Source organism: Bradyrhizobium sp. DOA1 (assembly GCF_001593325.1).
In the GTDB taxonomy this organism is placed as follows: domain Bacteria; phylum Pseudomonadota; class Alphaproteobacteria; order Rhizobiales; family Xanthobacteraceae; genus Bradyrhizobium.
Window position 1 is genome coordinate 2,111,218 of the sequence record NZ_JXJM01000001.1, and the last position, 18,136, is coordinate 2,129,353.

Sequence of the window (18,136 nt, forward strand, 5' to 3'; positions counted from 1 at the left end):
CTGACCCGGGCTACAAGTGCGGCGAATGCAGCTCTACCCCGCCGGCATTCGCGTCTCGACCAGACGGGCCCAGAACGAGGCGCCGTGGCCCAGGATGTTATCGTTGAAGACGTAGGCCGGGTGATGGCAGTCGTTACCGTCGCCCATGCCGACCAGGATCATCGCGCCGGGGCGCGCCTCGAGCATGAAAGAGAAGTCCTCGGCACCCATCATCGGGATGAACTTGTCGTTGACGCGATCAGTGCCGACGATGTCGCGGGCGACATCGGCGGCAAGACCTGCTTCGCGGGCATGGTTCATCGTCACCGGATACATCCGTGTGTATTTCGTTTCGGCCGAGCCCCCATAGGCACGGGCGATGCTGTCGGCGACTTCGCCGATGCGGCGCTCGACGAGATCGCGCACTTCAGGATCGAGCGTGCGCACTGTGCCGGCGAGCTCGGCGATCTCGGGGATGATATTGAAGGCCGTGCCTGAATGGAATTGCGTGATCGAGATGACCGCCGACTTCAGCGGGTCGACGTTGCGCGCCACGATCGATTGCAGCGCATTGACGATCTGGGAGCCGATCAGGACGCTGTCGACCGATTTGTGCGGGCCGGCGCCGGCATGGCCGCCCTTGCCGTGGACCGTGATCTGGATGTTGTCGGAGGAGGCGAGCATGGGGCCCGGCGTGGTGGCGAAATGGCCTTCCGGCAGGTTCGGCATGTTGTGCATGCCGTAGACCTCCTGGATATTCCAGCGCGTCATCAGCCCGTCCTCGACCATGGCCTTGCCGCCGCCGCCGCCTTCCTCGGCGGGCTGGAAGATCACGACCGCGTTGCCGTCGAAATTGCGCGTCTCGGTCAGGTACTTTGCGGCCCCGAGCAGCATCGCGGTGTGACCGTCGTGGCCGCAGGCATGCATCTTGCCGGGGACTTTCGAGGCGTAGGGCACGCCCGAGGTTTCCATGATCGGCAGTGCGTCCATGTCGGCGCGGAGGCCAATGGTCTTGCCGGAGGCCGACTTGCGGCCGCGGATCAAGCCGACGACGCCGGTGCGGCCGATGCCCGTCACCACCTCGTCGCAGCCGAACGCGCGCAGCTTCTCCGCGACGATGCCGGCGGTGCGGTGGACGTCGTATTGCAGCTCGGGATTCTCGTGGAAGTCATGGCGCCAGGCGGCCATTTCGTCGGAGAGGGCGGCAACGCGGTTGACGATGGGCATGATGGCTCCGTTTTTCTTCGTAGGGCGGGTTAGCGTAGCGTAACCCGCCGCGACGCTGGGACGGAAGGCGGATTACGCTGCGCTAATCCGCCCTACGCGAAGTTGTCAGCTCTCGCCGAACACGCGCTTGAAGATCGTATCGACGTGCTTGAGGTGATAGCCGAGGTCGAACTGCTCCTCGATCTCGGCGTCCGAGAGATACTTCTTCACCTCAGTGTCGTTCTTCAAGAGCTGAAGGAAATCGCCTTCGCCGCGCCACACCGGCATCGCGTTGCGCTGCACGAGCTTGTAGGAATCCTCGCGGCTGGCGCCCTTCTGGGTGAGCGCGAGTAGCACGCGCTGCGAATGCACGAGACCGCCGAGGCGGTCGAGATTCTTCTGCATGTTGGCGGGGTACACCAGGAGCTTGTCGATCAGGCCAGCCAGGCGCACCAAGGCGAAGTCGAGCGTCACGGTCGCGTCGGGACCCATCATGCGTTCGGCCGAGGAGTGCGAGATGTCGCGCTCGTGCCAGAGCACGACGTTCTCCAGCGCCGGCGTCACATAGGCCCGCACCATGCGGGACAGGCCGGTGAGATTCTCCGACAGCACCGGGTTTCGCTTGTGCGGCATCGCGGACGAGCCCTTCTGGCCCTCCGAGAAGAACTCCTCGGCCTCCAGCACTTCGGTGCGTTGCATGTGGCGGATCTCCACCGCGATGCGCTCGATCGAGGACGCGATCACGCCGAGGGTCGAGAAGTACATAGCGTGGCGGTCGCGCGGGATCACCTGCGTCGAGATCGGCTCCGGCACCAGGCCCATGGCCTTGGCGACATGCTCCTCGACGCGCGGGTCGATCTGCGCGAACGTGCCGACCGCGCCGGAGATGGCGCAGGTCGCGACTTCTTTGCGCGCTGCGATCAGGCGCTCCTTGGCGCGCGTGAACTCGGCATAGGCATAAGCGAGCTTGAGACCGAAGGTCACCGGCTCGGCATGGATGCCATGGCTGCGGCCGATGGTCGGCGTCATCTTGTGCTCGAAGGCGCGCTTCTTCAGCGCGGCGAGCACCTTGTCGAGGTCGGCGAGCAAGAGGTCGGCGGCGCGGGTGAGCTGGACGTTGAGACAGGTGTCGAGCACGTCGGAGGAGGTCATGCCCTGGTGGACGAAGCGCGCCTCGGGACCGACGATCTCGGCGAGGTGCGTGAGGAAGGCGATGACGTCGTGCTTGGTCTCGCGCTCGATCTCGTCGATCCGGGCGACGTCGAAAACGGCGTCCTTGGCCTTGGCCCAGACCGTTTTGGCGGCCTCCTTGGGGATCGTGCCAAGCTCGGCCAGGGCATCCGCCGCATGCGCCTCGATCTCAAACCAGATCTTGAACCGGGTCTGCGGCTCCCAGATCGAGGCCATTTCCGGGCGGGTATAGCGGGGGATCATCTGACGGCTCCAAAGAGGTGGGCGGACGCCCTAAGGGGACGCTTGGGGCGTGGGCTCGGCCAAAATGCTTTTTACGGCGCGATTTAGCAGAGCGGGGAGAGCGAAACAAACGATCCGGCCCATGGAAAGCTGTCCAGAGTGGCTAATCCACCGGTTGGGCCGGAGACGGGGCCGCCCTGGAAAAAAAATCAGCTATCAATCACGGATCATTGACTGACAGATATTGAAATCTGTCAGCGAGACGTGTATATCCGTTCCCGGACGCTCCGATTGGGCGTCCCGCGACAAGCCCCGGGGAGCCCGCCATCCGAACTAAGTGCGGATCGGAGGGCGAATTGAAGAACGGGGACCGCGGACGAATGGAGACTTAGACAATGACGACCGAAATCCTCAATTTTACCGGCGTGATTGGGCATTGGCTCAATTTGCTGGTGGCGCGCCAGATCGCGGCGCAGGCTGCAAAACTGCCGCATTAGGGCATAGGCTTTCCGAAACGACCGGCCAGGGCGCTTCGGAAGCAGCCTTAGTGCCGGAGTAACTGAGCCCTGAACGGGAACATGGTGCTGGCATGAATGAAGCCGTTGTCTTGACGCCGGAGCGGATCCTCGAAGTCACCGAGGACGTGCTCAGGCGTTTCGGGCTCGCCAAGGCTACCGTGGTTGACGTTGCCCGTGCGCTCGATGTGAGCCACGGCAGCGTCTACCGCCATTTCCCGAGCAAGGCCTCGCTGCGCGAGGCTGTTGCCAAGCGCTGGCTCGACCGCATCGACGCGCCGTTGCGCGCGATCGCGGAGGAGCAGGGCCCGGCGCCTGCCAGGCTCGACCGCTGGCTGCGCACGCTGTTCGCCGCCAAGCGCTCACGCGTGCTCGACGACCCCGAGATGTTCGAGACTTACCTGACGCTGGCGCGCGAGGCCTGCGCTGCCGTCAAATGCCACAAGGACACCCTGACCGACCAGATCTCGGCGATCCTGACCGATGGAAACAAACAAGGTGCGTTCGCCGTGGATGACGTGAAGGCCACCGCGCGCGCCATCTTCGATGCGACTGTCCGCTTCCATCACCCGGCCCATGCCGACGAATGGAAGGATGCCGATCTCCCTGCGCGCGTCGACGCGACGCTGGCGCTCCTGCTGCGCGGGTTGAAGGCGGGATAGTTTTTCACCGCTTGGCAGTCAATTCCGCGCCTTTTGAAGAACGGCGCCATTGTGTGCCGATGGCAAGGACGTCGAGCGTCTGCGCGCATGAAAGTTCGGCTCGGACGACGGCACCACCGGGGGACAATCCGGATAGGCATTGACCGCGATCTCGACGACGTCCTTTGACCGCTTGCGGAGGCGATAGAAGGTCAGCTCCTGTTCGAGCATGGGGCAGCGGAAGTGGACGACGGCGGTATCCGGCAGGCGGCAGAGTTCGTCGATGAGTTCGCCTACTGTGATGATCGGGGGATGGTCGACAGCGTTGTGATGACCCTTACTCATGACCTGTGACTCCTTGACTGCCTTACTAACCGGAACCGGATGCACTCCGTTCCAATGTCCTTCAGCCGATTGAAAAGCTCCAGGGATCGACGCAGTGCGGCAGCTTTGCTGCTAGATTCTCGTGAGTCCGCACGTCGCCGCCAGCCGCACGAGTTGGGCGTCCGTGCGCGCCCCGGTCTTCGACTTGATCAGATAGTGGTAGTTCTGGACCGTTTTCACACTGAGATTGAGGTGCGCCGCGATCTGCTCGGTGGTGGCGCCGCCGGCGAACTGGCGTAGGATTTCGATCTCGCGTTCGCCCAACTGATCAAGCACTGAACCCGTCGGCGACAGGCTGTCCTCGGCCAGAATATGCGCGATATCGTCGCTCATGGCGCGCTCGCCGCGCGCGACGCTGCGAATGGCCCGCACCACGGCGGACGGCTCGCTGCTTTTGGTGACGAAACCGGAGGCCCCGGCGCCGAAGGCGGCTTTCACCAGCACCGCTTCGTTATGCATGGTGAAGACGAGAATCCGCGCCCGCTGGCTTCGCGCGCGGATGTTGCGGATCGCTTCCAGTCCGCTCGCGCCGGGCATCGAGATATCGAGCACCACGACATCGGGGTCGTGCGCCTTGAAGGCAGTGTAGGCGTCTGCAGCGTTGTCGGCTTCCGCGACGACACGAAGATCGCCCTGGCTCTCCAGCACGCGCCGATAGCCCTGCCGCACGATCGGGTGGTCGTCGACCAGCAGCACGGAGATGCCTGTTGCCGCGACATCGTTCACGTCGGCCTCATGCGGCGAGCGGGATGGTGGCGGCGACGCTGAGGCCGCGGTTCGCGGGCAGGATCGACAGCGATCCGCCCGCGGCCGCAATACGCTCGCGGATGCCGGTGAGGCCGAAGCCGGCCGATTGCGCGACGCGCTCCGCATCGCCACCGCCGTCGTCCTCGATCCGGATCAGCAGCGCGTCATCATCGCCGGCACGCCGTTCGATCCTGAGCGAGATCTCGCGGGCCGAGCCGTGGCGGAGCGCGTTGGTCAGGCACTCCTGCGCCACGCGAAAGGCGGTGGTGGCCGCTGGGCCACTGATGTGTGTGAGATCGCCCCTGAGGTCGAGCTGGATCGTCGGCCGCGCCGCGCTCTGAGAGCGCCAGCTGTCGACAAGGTTGACGAGGCTCGCCTCGAGCCCGAGCTCCTCGGGCAGGGGGTGGCGCAGTCGCTTCAGCGCGTCGCGCAGCGAGGCCATCAGATGATGTGTCGCCTGCGAGATCATGCGGGCATCCTGTGCGATGCCGCTATCCCTGTCCTTCGCGCTCGCGGTCTCGATGGTGTTGGCGAAGGCAAGGATGGCGGAGAGATTCTGTCCGAACTCGTCGTGCAGCTCGCGGGCGAGCGCGCGGCGCTCGTCGTCGCGGATCTCGAGCAGGCGCCGCGTCAGGGCGGCGCGCTGCTCGGTCGCTTCCTCCAGCCGGCCGCCAAGCGCATCGACGGCGTTGCCGATCATGGCAAGCTCCATCGAGCGGAAGCGCGGCAGCTTGGTGCGGTACTGGCCGCGCGCCATACGCTGCAGTGCGGTGACGATGGCGCGCGCCGGCGCCAAAGTGTGCGCGATCGCGAGCGACGCCAGCAGCGCTATTGCCGCCGCCATCAGCAGCGCGACGTCGATCACGTTGAGGATGTACTCCCAGGCGAGCGCGATTGCCGCTGCGCCGTCCGGTGTCGCAACCACCGTGCCGGCGGCTGCCGCGCGCGGGCTGACCGGCCGCACCGCCTCGGCGTGGCTGCCGAGGAAAGTCGGCACGATCGATGCGAACCAGCGCGGTGGCGTCTTGCCAAGACCCTCGCTCTGACCGCAGAGGGGCTTCTCGAATGCCGCGGTGGGCTGGAACTCGACGCAGACGCCGGGCGAGATCAGCTTCATCGTCTCCAGCGTGCGCCAGTCCGGAACCGGCAAGAGATGCTCGCGGGCTCTGCTGCTCCGCAACAAGAGCTCGCGCCAGTACAGTGCCTGTAGCGCCTGCGCGACCCGCTGCGCGGAGGCCGCGGTTGCCCTGTCGACGCTTCGGTAGGCGTCGATCGTGGCCCAAACCGTCGCGGCTCCCAGGCACAGGACCACGATGAGCAGCAGACGGGCGACGAGCTGAAGCACGAGGCGCATGCGATCACCCCCAACGTTTGATAAGCTCAGCCTAACAACGCCGCCGCGCCTTGCCAATTGCGGGGTTGGGCACGATGGCAGCTCGGGCAAATTTCCCAAGCCGAATTGGGCATGGCTCTTTGGACCGGGCGCGGCAGCTTTGATCTAATCGGCCAATGATCCCTACAGGCCAATCGTCGCAAGCCAGGAGCAATGCAGCATGAGTTCGATGACGATTGGACCGATCTCGAGGCAGGCTGCCGACCCGTCCGAGCGCAGCGCGCTGTTGTTCTGGATGATCTTCACCGGGCTCTCGATTTTTGCCGTCGTCCTGCTGTGGCGCTTCGGTTTGATCCATCTGATGCTGAGCTCGGACCGGACCTACATTTCGGCCGTTATCGCCGTGCTCTATGTCCTTACCTGCGGCCACTGCTTTCTGCGCACGCGGGCAATCGCGCGCGAGGGCGCGGCGGCGCGGCGCTGCCGCGCGGTGCTTTCGGCCGCCGGCGGCAGCAAAGCCCTCGATGCGAGCGGGACCGCGCTGCCGCGCGGCCTCGTGCGCGATCACATCGAGAGCCTGGTGACCAAGGCCGCCGCGCAGGACTACCGGCCAGTCGACCAGACGCTGCTGCTGCGGACGCTGGCCGACCGCCTGCGCGGCTCCAACGGGTTTGGCGCCTTCGTCTCGGACACGCTGATGAAGCTCGGCCTGCTCGGCACCATCATCGGCTTCATCATCATGCTGGCACCGATCGCGGGCCTGGATGCCGCCGACAAGGTGGCGATGCGGTCCTCGATGGGGTTGATGAGCGACGGCATGGCCGTTGCCATGTACACCACGCTGGCGGGCCTCGTCGGCTCGATCCTGGTGCGCATCCAGTATTACATGCTGGACGCCGCGACGCAGCAGGTGTTCTCGGATGCGGTGGTGCTGACCGAGACCTATGTGACGCCGGTGCTTGAGCGCAAAGGCGCCGGGACGCCGTCATGATGGATGATTTCGGTCTCTATCCGCGCGAGGAGCCGTTCGATCCGCTGGGCGTGATGCTGTTCAAGGCGCTCCAGGTGATCGCGTTCCTGTTCTTTCTGGCGCTGCTCGCGGTCTCGCCGGATGCCAAGGAGGGCAAGATCGACTCCAAGGCCGAGTTCATCATCACGTTGGATTGGCCGGACAACCACCCTGACGATCTCGACCTGTTCGTGCAGGACCCCGCAGGCAACATCGCGTGGTATCGGCACCGCGAGGCCGGCTTCCTCACGCTCGATCGCGACGACCGCGGCGGGGCCAACGACTTCATCATCGTCGCCGGCAAGAAGATCGCCTCGCCCATTCGCGAGGAGATCGTCACCGTGCGCGGCATCCTCGCCGGCGAATACACCGTCAATGTCTCGCATTTCGTGGCGACGACAGGCTCACCCGTCACAGCCAGTGTGAAGGTGCAGAAGCTCAATCCGACCGCGCAGGTGGTCTTCGACAACAAGTTCACGCTCGATCACACAGGCGACGAGAAGACCGCGGTGCGGTTCCGGATCGATGACGAAGGCAAGGTCGTCAATGTGGACCAGCGGCCGAAATCGCTGCTGGAGACGTTCCGCAGCAGCTGGCGCAACGGCGGCGATCTCGACCCGAGAACCGGCGTGAGCAAGAACACTGCAAGGATCCGACGTGACTAGCCTTCAAACGGTCATCCTCACCTTGTCGGTCGCCTATGCCGTGATTGGCGCGCTGCTGCTGGTCGTGCTCGTCTATGGGCGGCTGCACTGGTCGCTGAAGGCTGTGGCGGTCGTCATCACCAGCGCCTTCTATGTGGTCAGCTTCACCGAGATGCGCGGGCTGCTCGGCTGGGCCAGCTCCGAGCGGATGCCGACCGCTTTCAAGCTGCTTCAGGCCCGTATCGTCGAGCCGCATTCGCTGCAAGGCGATCCCGGCTCGATCTATCTGTGGGTCGAGGCGCTCGACGAGGACAATCGCCCGAGCGGCATTCCCCGAGCGTTCCGGGTGCCCTACGACGACAGGCTGGCCGACAAGACCCATGCGGCGCAGAACGAGATCGCGGCCGGACATCCGCAAGGCGGCCGTGCCGCCGATTTCGGTGGCGGCGATGGCAGCCTGATCGACCTGGTCCGGGAATATGTGACGCCGAAGACCATTCTGGAAACCACCGGCGGCGATTCCTCGACCGGCGAATTCACCGCTCCACCGGCCGGCGCGGAAGGCGCCGTGTTCACCCCGTTGCCGCCCCCACGGATGCCGCCCAAGGACGAGCAATAGGTCCTCCTTGACGTCTCTCAATTTGGCCTTATCGCGTTCCGATAAGGTTTTGAGGGTGGAGGGTGCGTGCTGCTAGCTGTCTTCTCGGATATCCACGGCAACCGGCAGGCGTTCGAGGCGTGCCTGAAGCTGGCCCGCGCGAAGGGCGCGGAGCGCTTCATCCTGCTTGGTGACTTCGTCGGCTATGGCGCCGATCCGGAATGGGTCGTGGACACCGCGATGGAGCTCGTTGCCAACGGCGCCGTGGCCGTGCGCGGCAATCACGACCAGGCCGTGAATTCCTCGGCCGAGACCATGAACGCGGAGGCGCAGGTCGCGATCGAATGGACGCGCGGCCGTCTCGACACCGCGCAGCGACGGTTCCTGCCCGAACTGCCGATGCTGGTTGAAGGGGATGGTCTTCTCTTCGTGCATTCGGAAGCTTCCAACCCGCAGCGCTGGCACTATGTCCGCTCGACCACCGATGCCGCCAAAAGCCTGATCGCGACGCAGGCCCATGTCACCTTCTGCGGCCACATCCACCGGCCGGCGCTCTATTCGATGTCGGTGACGGCGAAGATGACGAGCTTTGTGCCGAAGACCGATGTCTCCGTGCAACTCCTGCGCGGCCGGCAATGGCTGGCGGTGGTCGGTTCGGTCGGCCAGCCCCGCGACGGCGATCCGTCGGCGTCCTTCGTGCTGTACGACACGGTCTCCTGCCAGATCACCTATTGCCGCGCCCCTTACGACGTGGCCACCGCGGCAGGCCGGATCCGTGACAACGGCCTGCCGCACTGGCTGGCTGACCGCCTGTCGCAGGGGCGCTGACGACGATGCCCAAACCTTTGGTCAAATCAGGCGCGGAGATCGACGGCTACACCATCGGCGAATGCGTCCATGCCGGCGGCATGGCCACGCTGTGGACCGTCACCCATCCCGGCATCGACGTCCCGCTGCTAATGAAGATCCCGCGAGTGTCCGAAGGCGAGGACCCCGCCGCGATCGTCTCCTTCGAGATGGAGATGATGATCCTGCCGCGGCTCGCGGGGCCGCACGTGCCGTCCTGTTTCGGCACCGGCGATTTCGCCCGCCAGGCCTATGTGGTGATCGAGCGCATCGTCGGCACCACGCTGTACAAGCGACTGCCGGACCTGCCGCTGCCTTACGACGAGGCGCGGCAGCTCGTGGCGAAGATCGCGACCGCGCTCGCCGACCTGCATCGGCAGAACGTGATCCATCACGATATCAAGCCGAGCAGCATCATGTTCCGCGAGAGTGGCGAGGCGGTGCTGATCGACTATGGCCTGTCGCACCACGATCATCTGCCTGATCTGTTGCAGGAGGAGTTTCGCCTGCCTTACGGCACCGCGCCCTACATGGCGCCGGAGCGTCTGCTGGGCGTGCGGGACGATCCGCGCAGCGACCTGTTCTCGCTCGGTGTGCTTCTATATTTTTTCACCACGGGCGAGCGTCCCTTTGGCGAGGGCGAGACGTTGCGCGCGATGCGGCGCCGACTGTGGCGCGATCCCTATCCGCCGCGGGCCTTGCGTGCCGATTATCCGCCCTGGCTTCAAGAGGTGATGCTGCGCTGCCTGGAGATCGAGCCGGTCTGGCGTTACCCGACCGCTGCACAGCTGGCCTTCGATCTGACCCACCCGGATCAGGTCAAGCTCACCGCGCGCGCCGAGCGGCTGAAGCGCGATTCCCTCCGCGTCGCGTGGCGACGTCGCTTCAACCAGGGCGTGATGGCACCGCGCGCGAAATCGGACGTCGCGGCGCAGATCGCCTCGAGCCCCATTCTTGCGGTTGCGCTCGACACGATGGAGGGCGCACCGGAGCTGAACGAGGCGCTACGCGTGACCACCGAGCGCATTCTCGCGACGCTGCCCTCGGCGCGGCTCGCCTGCCTCAACGTGCTCAAGCTCAACCGTATCGCGATCGACCGGACGCTCGACGAGCAGGGCTCCAACAAGCATGTCGATCGCCTGGTCGCGCTGCGGCATTGGGCGACGCCGCTCAAGCTGGATGAGAGCCGGCTATCGGTTCATGTGCTGGAGGCCGTCGATCCCGCCACGGCGCTACTGGAATTCGCCGAGATGAACTCCATCGACCATCTTATCGTCGGGGCGCGGCAAAGTTCGTTCAGGCGTACTTGGCTCGGCAGCGTCTCGGCCAAGGTGGCTGCAGAGGCGACCTGCACGGTCACCGTCGTGCGCCCGCCGCGGATGGCGGTGGATGCGGCGAGGGCAGGCTCCGGCGTGGTTTGGGGCTAGGAAAAATCACGCCGCGTGGGCGGCGTGGCCGGTACGCTTGCGGCGGATGGGCCAGGAGAATTGCGGGCCGGGCTCACCGTGATCGGCGCTGCCGCCGAAATACTGGATGATCTCGCGGCAGGGCTCGCAATTGAACAGGTTACGCGATGCGGACGCCTTGGTCATTTCCTTCAGGCAGTTCGGGCAGTGCGGCTTCATCAGTCTCAATCCAATTCAGAATCTCATTGCCGGCACCGCGACCGGATCGGTTAGTCCAGGTCCGCCGGTTCAGCTCCCGGATCGTCGCGCATCTCCCCTTCGGTACGTTCGAGCCGACCGAAGAAATAGTCGAGATCCGGATGCGGACGCCGCGGGATACGGCACCTGCGCTTCGGTTGACGCTTCACGAGCGCGAATTGCACGGTGTCAGATCCGATTGCGACGGATGCTGCGTACCGAACGTGCCGGGACCTGCACCGGTCCGGCGGAAGGGCCAAACACGACAAACGCACTGAACCCAAGCCACAACGCCACGCCAGTCCAAACCAGGGTCGTCGTCATGATGTGCTCCCGCGAAACAGGCAAGAATCACTAGCCGTGATTTGCGCGAATCAGGGAAGCCCGGAGGAGTACGGAAAGTGGTTGCAATCTTAGGGATTGCGCGCTGCAGCGCCCGCAGCTTTCTGCGCATTCGACCGGCGCACGTTGCCTGCCCGTGCGCCTTCGAGGATATCGCGGATGCGCGGGGCGTCTCGAACGCAGCGAAACCCATAGCGGCCGGAGTAGTCGGTATCGGGCGAACGCGTCGATCGTCCTGACGCGAAATTGAGGTGGCCACCGCCACCGCCGATGTCGAGGATTTCAAGGACCGCGTCCATCGCCTGGAACGGCGTCTGGCTGACCGTCCGTCTGCCCCAGGCCGTTCTCAGGATCAGCGCGCGGCGATCGGTGATCAAATAGAGTGTCTGCAGGTCTTGCAGCAGCATCACCAGCGGAGCCGCAATCATCGCAACTCCCAGCATCACGAGAGGTTGGGCCGCTTGGTCGACCCAATCGTTCCTCAGGGCGACGACGGTCAGAAGCAGCCAGGGGAATCCGAGCCACCACAGAAATCGCCACAGGATCATCCGGGCGATGCCGTCGGGTTGGCCCTCCCAGATCACCTGCTCGCCGTCCTGCAAGGCCTCGGCGCGCAGGCGCCTCAAGCCTGCAGAAAACGGAGTAGCACGAATCTCGTCCATTCCCATTGGTCGCACCGGCTACAAGGCCGGTTCGGACCGCGAACGGCGGTCAAATCGCTTCGCCGCGCGCGCCTGCGGCAGCGTTGCGGATTGCCGCGATGTTGGTCTTGTAGGCCTCCTGCGTGCCGCCCCTGAACACGGACGTGCCGGCGACGAAGGCGTTGGCGCCGGCCGCCGCGAGCGCGCCGGCAACGTCGGGACCGACACCGCCATCGACCTCGATGTCGATCGGGCGTCCGGCAATCATCGCGCGGATGTCACGGATCTTGCCGATCGCAGAGGGGATGAAGGCCTGGCCGCCGAAGCCTGGATTGACCGACATCACCAGCACGAGGTCGAGGAGGTCGAGCACGTATTCGAGCGTGCTGATCGGCGTTGCCGGATTGAGCGAGACGCCGGCCTTCTTGCCGAGCGCGCGGATGGCCTGGAGCGAACGGTGCAGATGGGGACCCGCTTCCGCATGCACGGTGATGTGGTCGCAGCCGGCCTTCGCGAAGGCCTCGAGATAGGGGTCGCAGGGCGAGATCATCAGATGTGCGTCGAAGATCTTCTTCGTATGCGGGCGCATCGCCTTGATGACGTCGGGGCCGTAGGAGATGTTCGGAACGAAGTGCCCGTCCATCACGTCGAGATGAATCCAGTCGGCGCCGGCGGCATCCACCGCGCGCACCTCCTCGCCGAGCCTGGAAAAATCCGACGCCAGGATCGAGGGCGCAATGGCAAGGGGACGGGGAGCGAAGGCTTGGGTCATGGCACGTTGTCCGGTGGCGGCCGCAAGAGGAATGGCCTCGCCTAACATGGGCCTCTGCGGCGGGCAATGCAGGGGGTGGCGCTTCCTGTGGGCGGAAATTTCTGCCGCGACCGGCACGAATTGCCGGTGTTTGCAGGCCGTGCCAAGTGCAGCGAAGGCGGATTTCATTGAGCTTTTTTCGCTGGCACGACGCTTGCTGACGTCAACTTCGGAACATTGGCCGCGGCATGCCGCGTCAGTTGGAGTTGTGCAATGTTGTTCGCCCTTGGCGCGGTATCGAGTGCGCTCGACGCGATCCAGTCGCTGACGAACTCGAAATCGTCCTCCTCGACGCAGAAGACGGGATCGTCCCAAGGTGCGGCCAATCCGTTTGCGATCAACAGCGGCAGCAGCACGATCAGCGGCGCGACCTCGTCGGTCAATTCGAGCCGGTATCCGCAGATCTCGCCGGAGACGATGAACGCGCTGTTCGCGGCGCAGAGCCAGTCGGCCGACGGTGCGAGCAGCTCGACCTCATCGGGCTCGGCGTCCTCGACGTCGAAGGGCCGGGAGGCTGCGCTGAAGGATCTGTTCTCGCAAATCGATGCGGACGGCGACGGCAAGATCACCAAGTCCGAGTTCGAGGAGGCGCTCGGTGCCGGCGGCACCAATCTGGCGCAGGCCGACGACGTGTTCTCGAAGATGGATGCCAACTCCGACGACAGCATCAACCTCGACGAAATGACGAAGGCACTGACGGGCGGCCGTCATGGCCATCATGCGCAGGGCGCTGACGGCTCGGGTGACGCCTCGGGCGGCGGATCAGGCTCGAAGGCGAGCGGCGGATCGACCTCGACGACGACGACCAATGCGGACGGCTCGACCACCACCACCGTCACCTATGCCGACGGCTTCAAGATGTCGACGACGGTGCCGGGCGCCTCCAGCTCTTCAAATGCTAATGGTGGCGGCAATTCGCCTTATGACTGGTTCGGACAGATGATGCAGCGTCAGGCGCAGTCCGCGGCGGGATCGGCGGCTTCATCGATGTCGATGAGCGTTTGAGCGGAACTCCAGGCTAGCCCGTGTATTCATGCGTGATGTCACGATAGGCATAGCGATCGCGGATTTCGCGGTTGAAGAATGAGCCCTTAGCGAACGCATCCCTGAACGCGGCCGCGACCTCGGCCGGCACGTCCTCGTAGACATACAGGCGCCCGCTGATGAAGGTCACCTTCAGCTCGCGCGTCTCGGGCGCATAGCGAAAGAAACGGATCACTGACGACGGCATGACGGTGCACCTTGGCCCCGCCGGGATAACGCCTTGTCAGGCGTTTCGTTGCGATCCGAACCGGTCCTGCCACGCCGGCTGCGCACCGGGGAACGGCAGGGCGGTCGCGCCGTAAACGCCGCGGGCGATCGCGCGCGCGACCACATTGGCTGCGACCGTGCCGAGTTCGGTCAGGCCGGCCAGCGGCTCGATCGGTTTGTCGCAGGTCGCGGCGGCGAACAGCACGTCGCCGTCAGTCGGCGCATGCACCGGATAGATCGCGCGGGCGAAGCCGGTATGCGCGATCATCGCCAGCCGCTTGGCCTGGGGCTTGGTCAGCACCGCGTCGGTGACGACGGCGCCGATGGTGGTGTTTTCGCGGGCGTTCACCGCGGGACCGCCCTTGATGCGCATGCGGAGCATGTCGTCCGTGAACTTGTCCGGCAGCCCGCGTCCGCCGAATTCGCCGTCCACCTCGAACGGTGCGGCCCAGAACCACGGTCCGTTGCCGACGGTGACGCTGCCCACCGCGTTGACGGCGACGATCGCCGCGACTTTGACGCCGCTTGGTGTCACAGCCGAGGCCGAGCCGAGCCCGCCCTTGAACGTCGCGGTGGTGGCCCCTAGGCCGGCGCCGACACTGCCGAGCGCAAAGTCCGTGCTGGCAGCGGCTGCCGCCGCGTAGCCGAGGTCGCGATAGGGCGAGAAGCGTCCCCAGGCCTTGTCGCCGCCGTTGAGGAGGTCGAACAGAATCGCGCCCGGCACGATCGGAATCAGGGCTTCGCGCACCCGATGGCCGCGGCCCTGCTCGGCGAGCCAGGCCTGCACGCCGCCGCCGGTATCGAGGCCGAAGGCAGAGCCGCCCGACAGCGCGATCGCGTCGACGCGCTCGACGGTGTTGGCGAGATCGAGCAGTGCGTCTTCGCGCGTGCCGGGGCCTCCGCCGCGCACGTCGATCGCGGCGACCGCAGGGGCGTCGAAGATGATCGCGGTCGTGCCCGATGCGACCTTCGCATCTTCGGCATGGCCGACACGGACGCCGGCGATGTCGGTGAGGAGATTCTTCAAGCCGGCCTCGCGATCTGAAAGAGTTCACCTGTGCGATAGCGCAGAGGTGCCGCAGGCTCAACTGGCGAGCGCCGTCCTGAGCATCTTGGCGAGCTCGGATTTGCGATAGGGCTTGGCCAGCAGCAACACGCCGGAATCGAGCCGGCCGTGATGGACGATGGCATTCTCGGTGTAGCCCGAGGTGAACAACGTCTTGAGGTCGGGGCGGCGCCGGGCCGCTTCGTCGGCAAGCTGCCGGCCGTTCATGTTGCCCGGCATGATGATGTCGGTGAAGAGCAGGTCGATGGTCTTGTCACTGTCGAGGATGGTGAGGGCCTCCGCGCCGTTGGCGGCCTCGAGCGCGGTATAGCCGAGACTCTTGACCTGAGTCACAACATATTGCCGCACCAAAGCGTCATCCTCGACGATCAGAATCTTCTCGTTGCCGCCGGTGATGGGCGCATTCTGGAGCGCCTCGTACTCGGTCTCCAGCACCCCGGTCGAGCGCGGCAGGTAGATCTTCACGCTCGTGCCGTGGCCGACCTCGCTGTAGATCTTGACGTGGCCACCCGACTGCTTGACGAAGCCGAACACCATGCTCAAGCCGAGGCCAGTGCCCTTACCGACCTCCTTGGTGGTGAAGAACGGATCGAAGACCCGATCGATCAGGTCCGGCGGGATTCCGCTGCCGGTGTCGCTGACCGCGATCATCACGTAGTTGCCCGCGACCATGTCGGGATTCATGCTGGCGTAGCCGTCGTCGAGGAAGATGTTGCGGGTCTCCAGCACCAGGGTGCCGCCGTCGGGCATGGCATCGCGCGCATTCAGCGCGAGATTGAGGATTGCAGTAGAGAGCTGGCCCGGATCGACCAGCGTCGGCCAAGCGTCCTCGGTGAGCTGAGGCATGATCGTGATCTGCTCGCCCAGCGTCGGATGCAGCAGCTTGGCGGCTTCGAGCGCCAGCGCGTTGACGTCGATCTCGCGCGGCTGGAGCGGCTGCTTGCGCGCAAAGGCGAGCAGGTGCTTAGTCAGCTGCGCGCCGCGCTCGGCGGCATCGTCAATCAGCTTGGTGATGGCGGCAAGCTCTGGCCGGTCGGCGACGGCGTCGCTGAGAATGCCGATCGTGCCCGTGATCACGGTCAGCACGTTGTTGAAGTCGTGGGCGACGCCTCCGGTCAATTGGCCGATCGAATCCATCTTCTGGACCTGCCGGAGCTGCGCCTCGGCAGCCTGCTTGTCGGTGAGGTCGCGTCCGATGAAGAAATGGCGCTTCACCGGCTCCGACCAGGTGCCCATCCAGTTCAGAGTAACCTCGTGACCGTCGTAGTGGTAGTAGCGCGCCTCGAAACTGCGCTTGACCGCGCCGCGGCGGGCAGCCCGCATCTCGCTCCGCGTCTTCTCGAGGTCGTCGGGATGAATGAACTCGGTCGCGCTGTGCCCGACCATGTCCTCGGGACTGTAACCAAGGATGTTCTCCACGCTCGGGCTGACCTGGATAAAATTGCCGTAGCCATCGGTGACCAGGATCAGATCTTGCGACGTCTCGAAGATGCGTTGGCGTTCTTCGGTCTCGCGGCGCAGCTTCTCGCGCGCCTGCTTTTCCTCGGTGATGTCATGGGCGATCTTGGAGGCGCCGATGACCTCGCCCTGATCCGTGCGCAGGGGGGAAATATTCAGCACCACGTCGAGCGGACGTCCGTCTTTTCGAATGCGGATCGTTTCGTGCTGGGCGATCGACTCGTTGCTGGCGATCCGGTTGAGGATGCTCCTGACTTCGCCCTTGCGGTCCGGCGGCACGATAATATCGATCGGCTGGCCGACGGCTTCAGCGGCGGAATAGCCGAACAACTGCTCGGCGGCCTTGTTCCAGCCGGTGATGATACCGTCGAGCGTCTTCGTGATGATGGCATCATTGGAGGATTCGACTACCGCCCCGTACAGCGCGAGGCGCTTGCCGAAATAGTCGCGTTCCGAAGCCGATTGCTGCCGGAGCCGGCCGACAAGGCCCACCGTGTGCGCCTGAAGGCGGACATTCTCGATGAGAAGCACCGCAAGCACGAAGGTCGCCGCGGCGAGGCCGTAAAGCCGGCCGGCATAGAAACCGAGGTCGAAGCGTGCGACGTTGATGATCGCCGACAGCGCGATGTCGAACAGCCAGGCGCACATGACCACCATGAGCCAGATGTCGATCACCGAATGCGGCTTGCGGAACCAGAGTGAGACGAGCGCAGCAAAGCTCAGCGACCACACGAAGGACACGACGCCGATCATGGTCGGGGTGTAGTGGCCGTCGCGCAGCAGGACCGGAAGCAGATCGTGCCCTGCAGTGACCATCCAGCCGAACACCGCAATCGCGGCGACGACGCCGAGCACGCTGGCATAGATCGCGCTGTTGGCGGTCATCCGAACGCGGGCGCCCCCATCCTTCTCCTTCAGCCAGGCATAACCCACCACGCACAGCGGAAAGCCCGCGTGCCAGATCATGTAGAGCCAGACCGTCGTCTGGCGGCCCGCGCCAAACAGGCCGGTCGGTGTGAACAGACCGGGGAAGGTGAGGGCGTGGAGCACGGCGGCCGCAGCGGTGAAAAGATAGCCGGTCGCGAGCCACAGCAGCGCGCGGGTCCGCAAGACCGCAAATTGCGACAACAGCAGCACTGCCGTGACGATGTCGCTCACGGCAAGGGCCGATTGATAGCTCGCGACGAAGGCGGGAACTGGCAGTAGTGGGATACCGGCGAAGGGTGCGGCCATCGCGAACAGAATCGACGAGATGCCGACGATCGTCAGGGCCGCGGCACGGTCGGTCGAGGTGGCCGGCAGGGTCGAAAGAAATGTGCTTCGATCGATCGTCGCCGGCACGTCCACCTCTTGCAGGTCGATCTTGGGCGGGATTTTTGGCAAGCTTTTGGACAGGCTCTTGAGCATCTCAGCTCGTCTCGTTCCGCTAGTTGTGGGCTTATGGTAGCGGGTTCTAGGCGCAGTTTGTGAACGGAACCGGTTACGACTCAACCAACGGTTACAGCTTACTTAATCTCGGTAGGAGCACGGAATAGGGATCGGGTAAGGAGGGCTTTACGGGGTGGTGTCATAATGCCCCTCCGCCGTTTCGAGTTCCAGGCTTGCGTCG

General features: G+C 64.8%; 18 protein-coding genes. 7 read left to right on the forward strand and 11 right to left on the reverse strand.

Annotated elements, in window-relative coordinates:
* Window positions 1-33 precede the first annotated feature (33 nt).
* Window positions 34-1,206: a M20 aminoacylase family protein gene (locus tag SE91_RS09870; RefSeq protein WP_061847472.1), complete on the reverse strand. Its 1,173-nt coding sequence runs from the start codon at window positions 1,204-1,206 to the stop codon at window positions 34-36.
* Window positions 1,207-1,311: 105 nt separating this feature from the next.
* The gene (purB, locus tag SE91_RS09875; protein WP_008564771.1) at window positions 1,312-2,619 is read right to left on the reverse strand and encodes an adenylosuccinate lyase; all 1,308 of its coding nucleotides are present in this window, start codon (window positions 2,617-2,619) and stop codon (window positions 1,312-1,314) included.
* 568 nt (window positions 2,620-3,187) lie between these two features.
* Between purB and SE91_RS09880 the strand changes: the two genes are divergently transcribed.
* Window positions 3,188-3,775, forward strand: a complete 588-nt coding sequence (locus SE91_RS09880) for a TetR/AcrR family transcriptional regulator (protein WP_061847474.1) — start codon at window positions 3,188-3,190, stop codon at window positions 3,773-3,775.
* 18 nt (window positions 3,776-3,793) lie between these two features.
* Here the strand turns inward: SE91_RS09880 and SE91_RS09885 are convergent, their stop codons facing one another.
* The 3 genes from SE91_RS09885 to SE91_RS09895 form a co-directional block, all read right to left on the reverse strand.
* Window positions 3,794-4,099 (reverse strand): hypothetical protein, encoded by a 306-nt coding sequence (locus SE91_RS09885; protein WP_060736501.1) that lies wholly within the window; start codon window positions 4,097-4,099, stop codon window positions 3,794-3,796.
* 111 nt (window positions 4,100-4,210) lie between these two features.
* Window positions 4,211-4,864: a response regulator gene (locus SE91_RS09890; RefSeq protein ID WP_061847476.1), complete on the reverse strand. Its 654-nt coding sequence runs from the start codon at window positions 4,862-4,864 to the stop codon at window positions 4,211-4,213.
* A 7-nt stretch (window positions 4,865-4,871) separates the two neighbouring features.
* On the reverse strand, window positions 4,872-6,239 hold the full coding sequence (locus SE91_RS09895; protein ID WP_061847478.1) for a sensor histidine kinase: 1,368 nt from the start codon (window positions 6,237-6,239) through the stop codon (window positions 4,872-4,874).
* Between the two features lie 199 nt (window positions 6,240-6,438).
* Here SE91_RS09895 and SE91_RS09900 point away from each other — a divergent pair, with 199 nt between their 5' ends.
* From SE91_RS09900 to SE91_RS09920, 5 genes are all read left to right on the forward strand, one after another.
* Window positions 6,439-7,209 carry a MotA/TolQ/ExbB proton channel family protein gene (locus SE91_RS09900; protein WP_060736499.1) on the forward strand — a complete coding sequence of 257 codons (771 nt, stop codon included), beginning with the start codon at window positions 6,439-6,441 and terminating at the stop codon, window positions 7,207-7,209.
* Window positions 7,206-7,892 carry a DUF2135 domain-containing protein gene (locus tag SE91_RS09905; RefSeq protein WP_008564749.1) on the forward strand — a complete coding sequence of 229 codons (687 nt, stop codon included), beginning with the start codon at window positions 7,206-7,208 and terminating at the stop codon, window positions 7,890-7,892. The genes SE91_RS09900 and SE91_RS09905 overlap by 4 nt, the downstream gene beginning before the upstream one ends.
* Entirely contained in the window at window positions 7,885-8,490 is a 606-nt protein-coding gene (locus SE91_RS09910) for a hypothetical protein (protein WP_060736498.1), read from the forward strand. Before SE91_RS09905 ends, SE91_RS09910 begins: the two co-directional genes overlap by 8 nt.
* Window positions 8,491-8,556: 66 nt before the next feature.
* Complete coding sequence (locus tag SE91_RS09915) at window positions 8,557-9,297, forward strand: metallophosphoesterase family protein (RefSeq protein ID WP_061847480.1); 741 nt, start codon at window positions 8,557-8,559, stop codon at window positions 9,295-9,297.
* Between the two features lie 5 nt (window positions 9,298-9,302).
* The gene (locus SE91_RS09920; RefSeq protein WP_061847482.1) at window positions 9,303-10,742 is read left to right on the forward strand and encodes a serine/threonine protein kinase; all 1,440 of its coding nucleotides are present in this window, start codon (window positions 9,303-9,305) and stop codon (window positions 10,740-10,742) included.
* Window positions 10,743-10,748: 6 nt separating this feature from the next.
* On the opposite strand, the gene SE91_RS09925 is transcribed toward SE91_RS09920, so the two are convergent.
* The 3 genes from SE91_RS09925 to rpe all read right to left on the reverse strand — a co-directional run bounded on the left by SE91_RS09925 (window position 10,749) and on the right by rpe (window position 12,713).
* A complete protein-coding gene (locus SE91_RS09925; RefSeq protein WP_060736495.1) occupies window positions 10,749-10,940 on the reverse strand; it encodes a hypothetical protein in 192 nt (63 codons plus the stop codon).
* A gap of 431 nt (window positions 10,941-11,371) precedes the next feature.
* Window positions 11,372-11,968, reverse strand: coding sequence for a hypothetical protein (locus SE91_RS09930; protein ID WP_245318419.1), 597 nt, complete (start codon window positions 11,966-11,968; stop codon window positions 11,372-11,374).
* Window positions 11,969-12,011: 43 nt separating this feature from the next.
* The gene (rpe, locus tag SE91_RS09935; protein ID WP_060736493.1) at window positions 12,012-12,713 is read right to left on the reverse strand and encodes a ribulose-phosphate 3-epimerase; all 702 of its coding nucleotides are present in this window, start codon (window positions 12,711-12,713) and stop codon (window positions 12,012-12,014) included.
* A 252-nt stretch (window positions 12,714-12,965) separates the two neighbouring features.
* Here rpe and SE91_RS09940 point away from each other — a divergent pair, with 252 nt between their 5' ends.
* Window positions 12,966-13,757, forward strand: a complete 792-nt coding sequence (locus tag SE91_RS09940) for an EF-hand domain-containing protein (protein ID WP_061847484.1) — start codon at window positions 12,966-12,968, stop codon at window positions 13,755-13,757.
* 13 nt (window positions 13,758-13,770) lie between these two features.
* On the opposite strand, the gene SE91_RS09945 is transcribed toward SE91_RS09940, so the two are convergent.
* From SE91_RS09945 to SE91_RS09955, 3 genes are read right to left on the reverse strand one after another with little or no spacing between them, the layout of a single operon-like run.
* Window positions 13,771-13,983, reverse strand: coding sequence for a KTSC domain-containing protein (locus tag SE91_RS09945; RefSeq protein ID WP_061847485.1), 213 nt, complete (start codon window positions 13,981-13,983; stop codon window positions 13,771-13,773).
* Between the two features lie 36 nt (window positions 13,984-14,019).
* On the reverse strand, window positions 14,020-15,030 hold the full coding sequence (locus SE91_RS09950) for a P1 family peptidase (protein ID WP_061847486.1): 1,011 nt from the start codon (window positions 15,028-15,030) through the stop codon (window positions 14,020-14,022).
* Window positions 15,031-15,087: 57 nt separating this feature from the next.
* A complete protein-coding gene (locus SE91_RS09955; protein WP_061847487.1) occupies window positions 15,088-17,934 on the reverse strand; it encodes a PAS domain S-box protein in 2,847 nt (948 codons plus the stop codon).
* Window positions 17,935-18,136: the final 202 nt, after the last annotated feature.

Excerpts from the sequence above, each read along its gene's own strand:
- SE91_RS09870 (WP_061847472.1), bottom strand. The coding sequence starts at position 1,206 with ATGCCCATCGTCAACCGCGTTGCCGCCCTCTCCGACGAAATGGCCGCC.
- purB (WP_008564771.1), bottom strand. The coding sequence starts at position 2,619 with ATGATCCCCCGCTATACCCGCCCGGAAATGGCCTCGATCTGGGAGCCG.
- SE91_RS09880 (WP_061847474.1), top strand. The coding sequence starts at position 3,188 with ATGAATGAAGCCGTTGTCTTGACGCCGGAGCGGATCCTCGAAGTCACC.
- SE91_RS09885 (WP_060736501.1), bottom strand. The coding sequence starts at position 4,099 with ATGAGTAAGGGTCATCACAACGCTGTCGACCATCCCCCGATCATCACA.
- SE91_RS09895 (WP_061847478.1), bottom strand. The coding sequence starts at position 6,239 with ATGCGCCTCGTGCTTCAGCTCGTCGCCCGTCTGCTGCTCATCGTGGTC.
- SE91_RS09900 (WP_060736499.1), top strand. The coding sequence starts at position 6,439 with ATGAGTTCGATGACGATTGGACCGATCTCGAGGCAGGCTGCCGACCCG.
- SE91_RS09905 (WP_008564749.1), top strand. The coding sequence starts at position 7,206 with ATGATGGATGATTTCGGTCTCTATCCGCGCGAGGAGCCGTTCGATCCG.
- SE91_RS09920 (WP_061847482.1), top strand. The coding sequence starts at position 9,303 with ATGCCCAAACCTTTGGTCAAATCAGGCGCGGAGATCGACGGCTACACC.
- SE91_RS09925 (WP_060736495.1), bottom strand. The coding sequence starts at position 10,940 with ATGAAGCCGCACTGCCCGAACTGCCTGAAGGAAATGACCAAGGCGTCC.
- SE91_RS09930 (WP_245318419.1), bottom strand. The coding sequence starts at position 11,968 with ATGGGAATGGACGAGATTCGTGCTACTCCGTTTTCTGCAGGCTTGAGG.
- rpe (WP_060736493.1), bottom strand. The coding sequence starts at position 12,713 with ATGACCCAAGCCTTCGCTCCCCGTCCCCTTGCCATTGCGCCCTCGATC.
- SE91_RS09940 (WP_061847484.1), top strand. The coding sequence starts at position 12,966 with ATGTTGTTCGCCCTTGGCGCGGTATCGAGTGCGCTCGACGCGATCCAG.
- SE91_RS09945 (WP_061847485.1), bottom strand. The coding sequence starts at position 13,983 with ATGCCGTCGTCAGTGATCCGTTTCTTTCGCTATGCGCCCGAGACGCGC.
- SE91_RS09955 (WP_061847487.1), bottom strand. The coding sequence starts at position 17,934 with ATGCTCAAGAGCCTGTCCAAAAGCTTGCCAAAAATCCCGCCCAAGATC.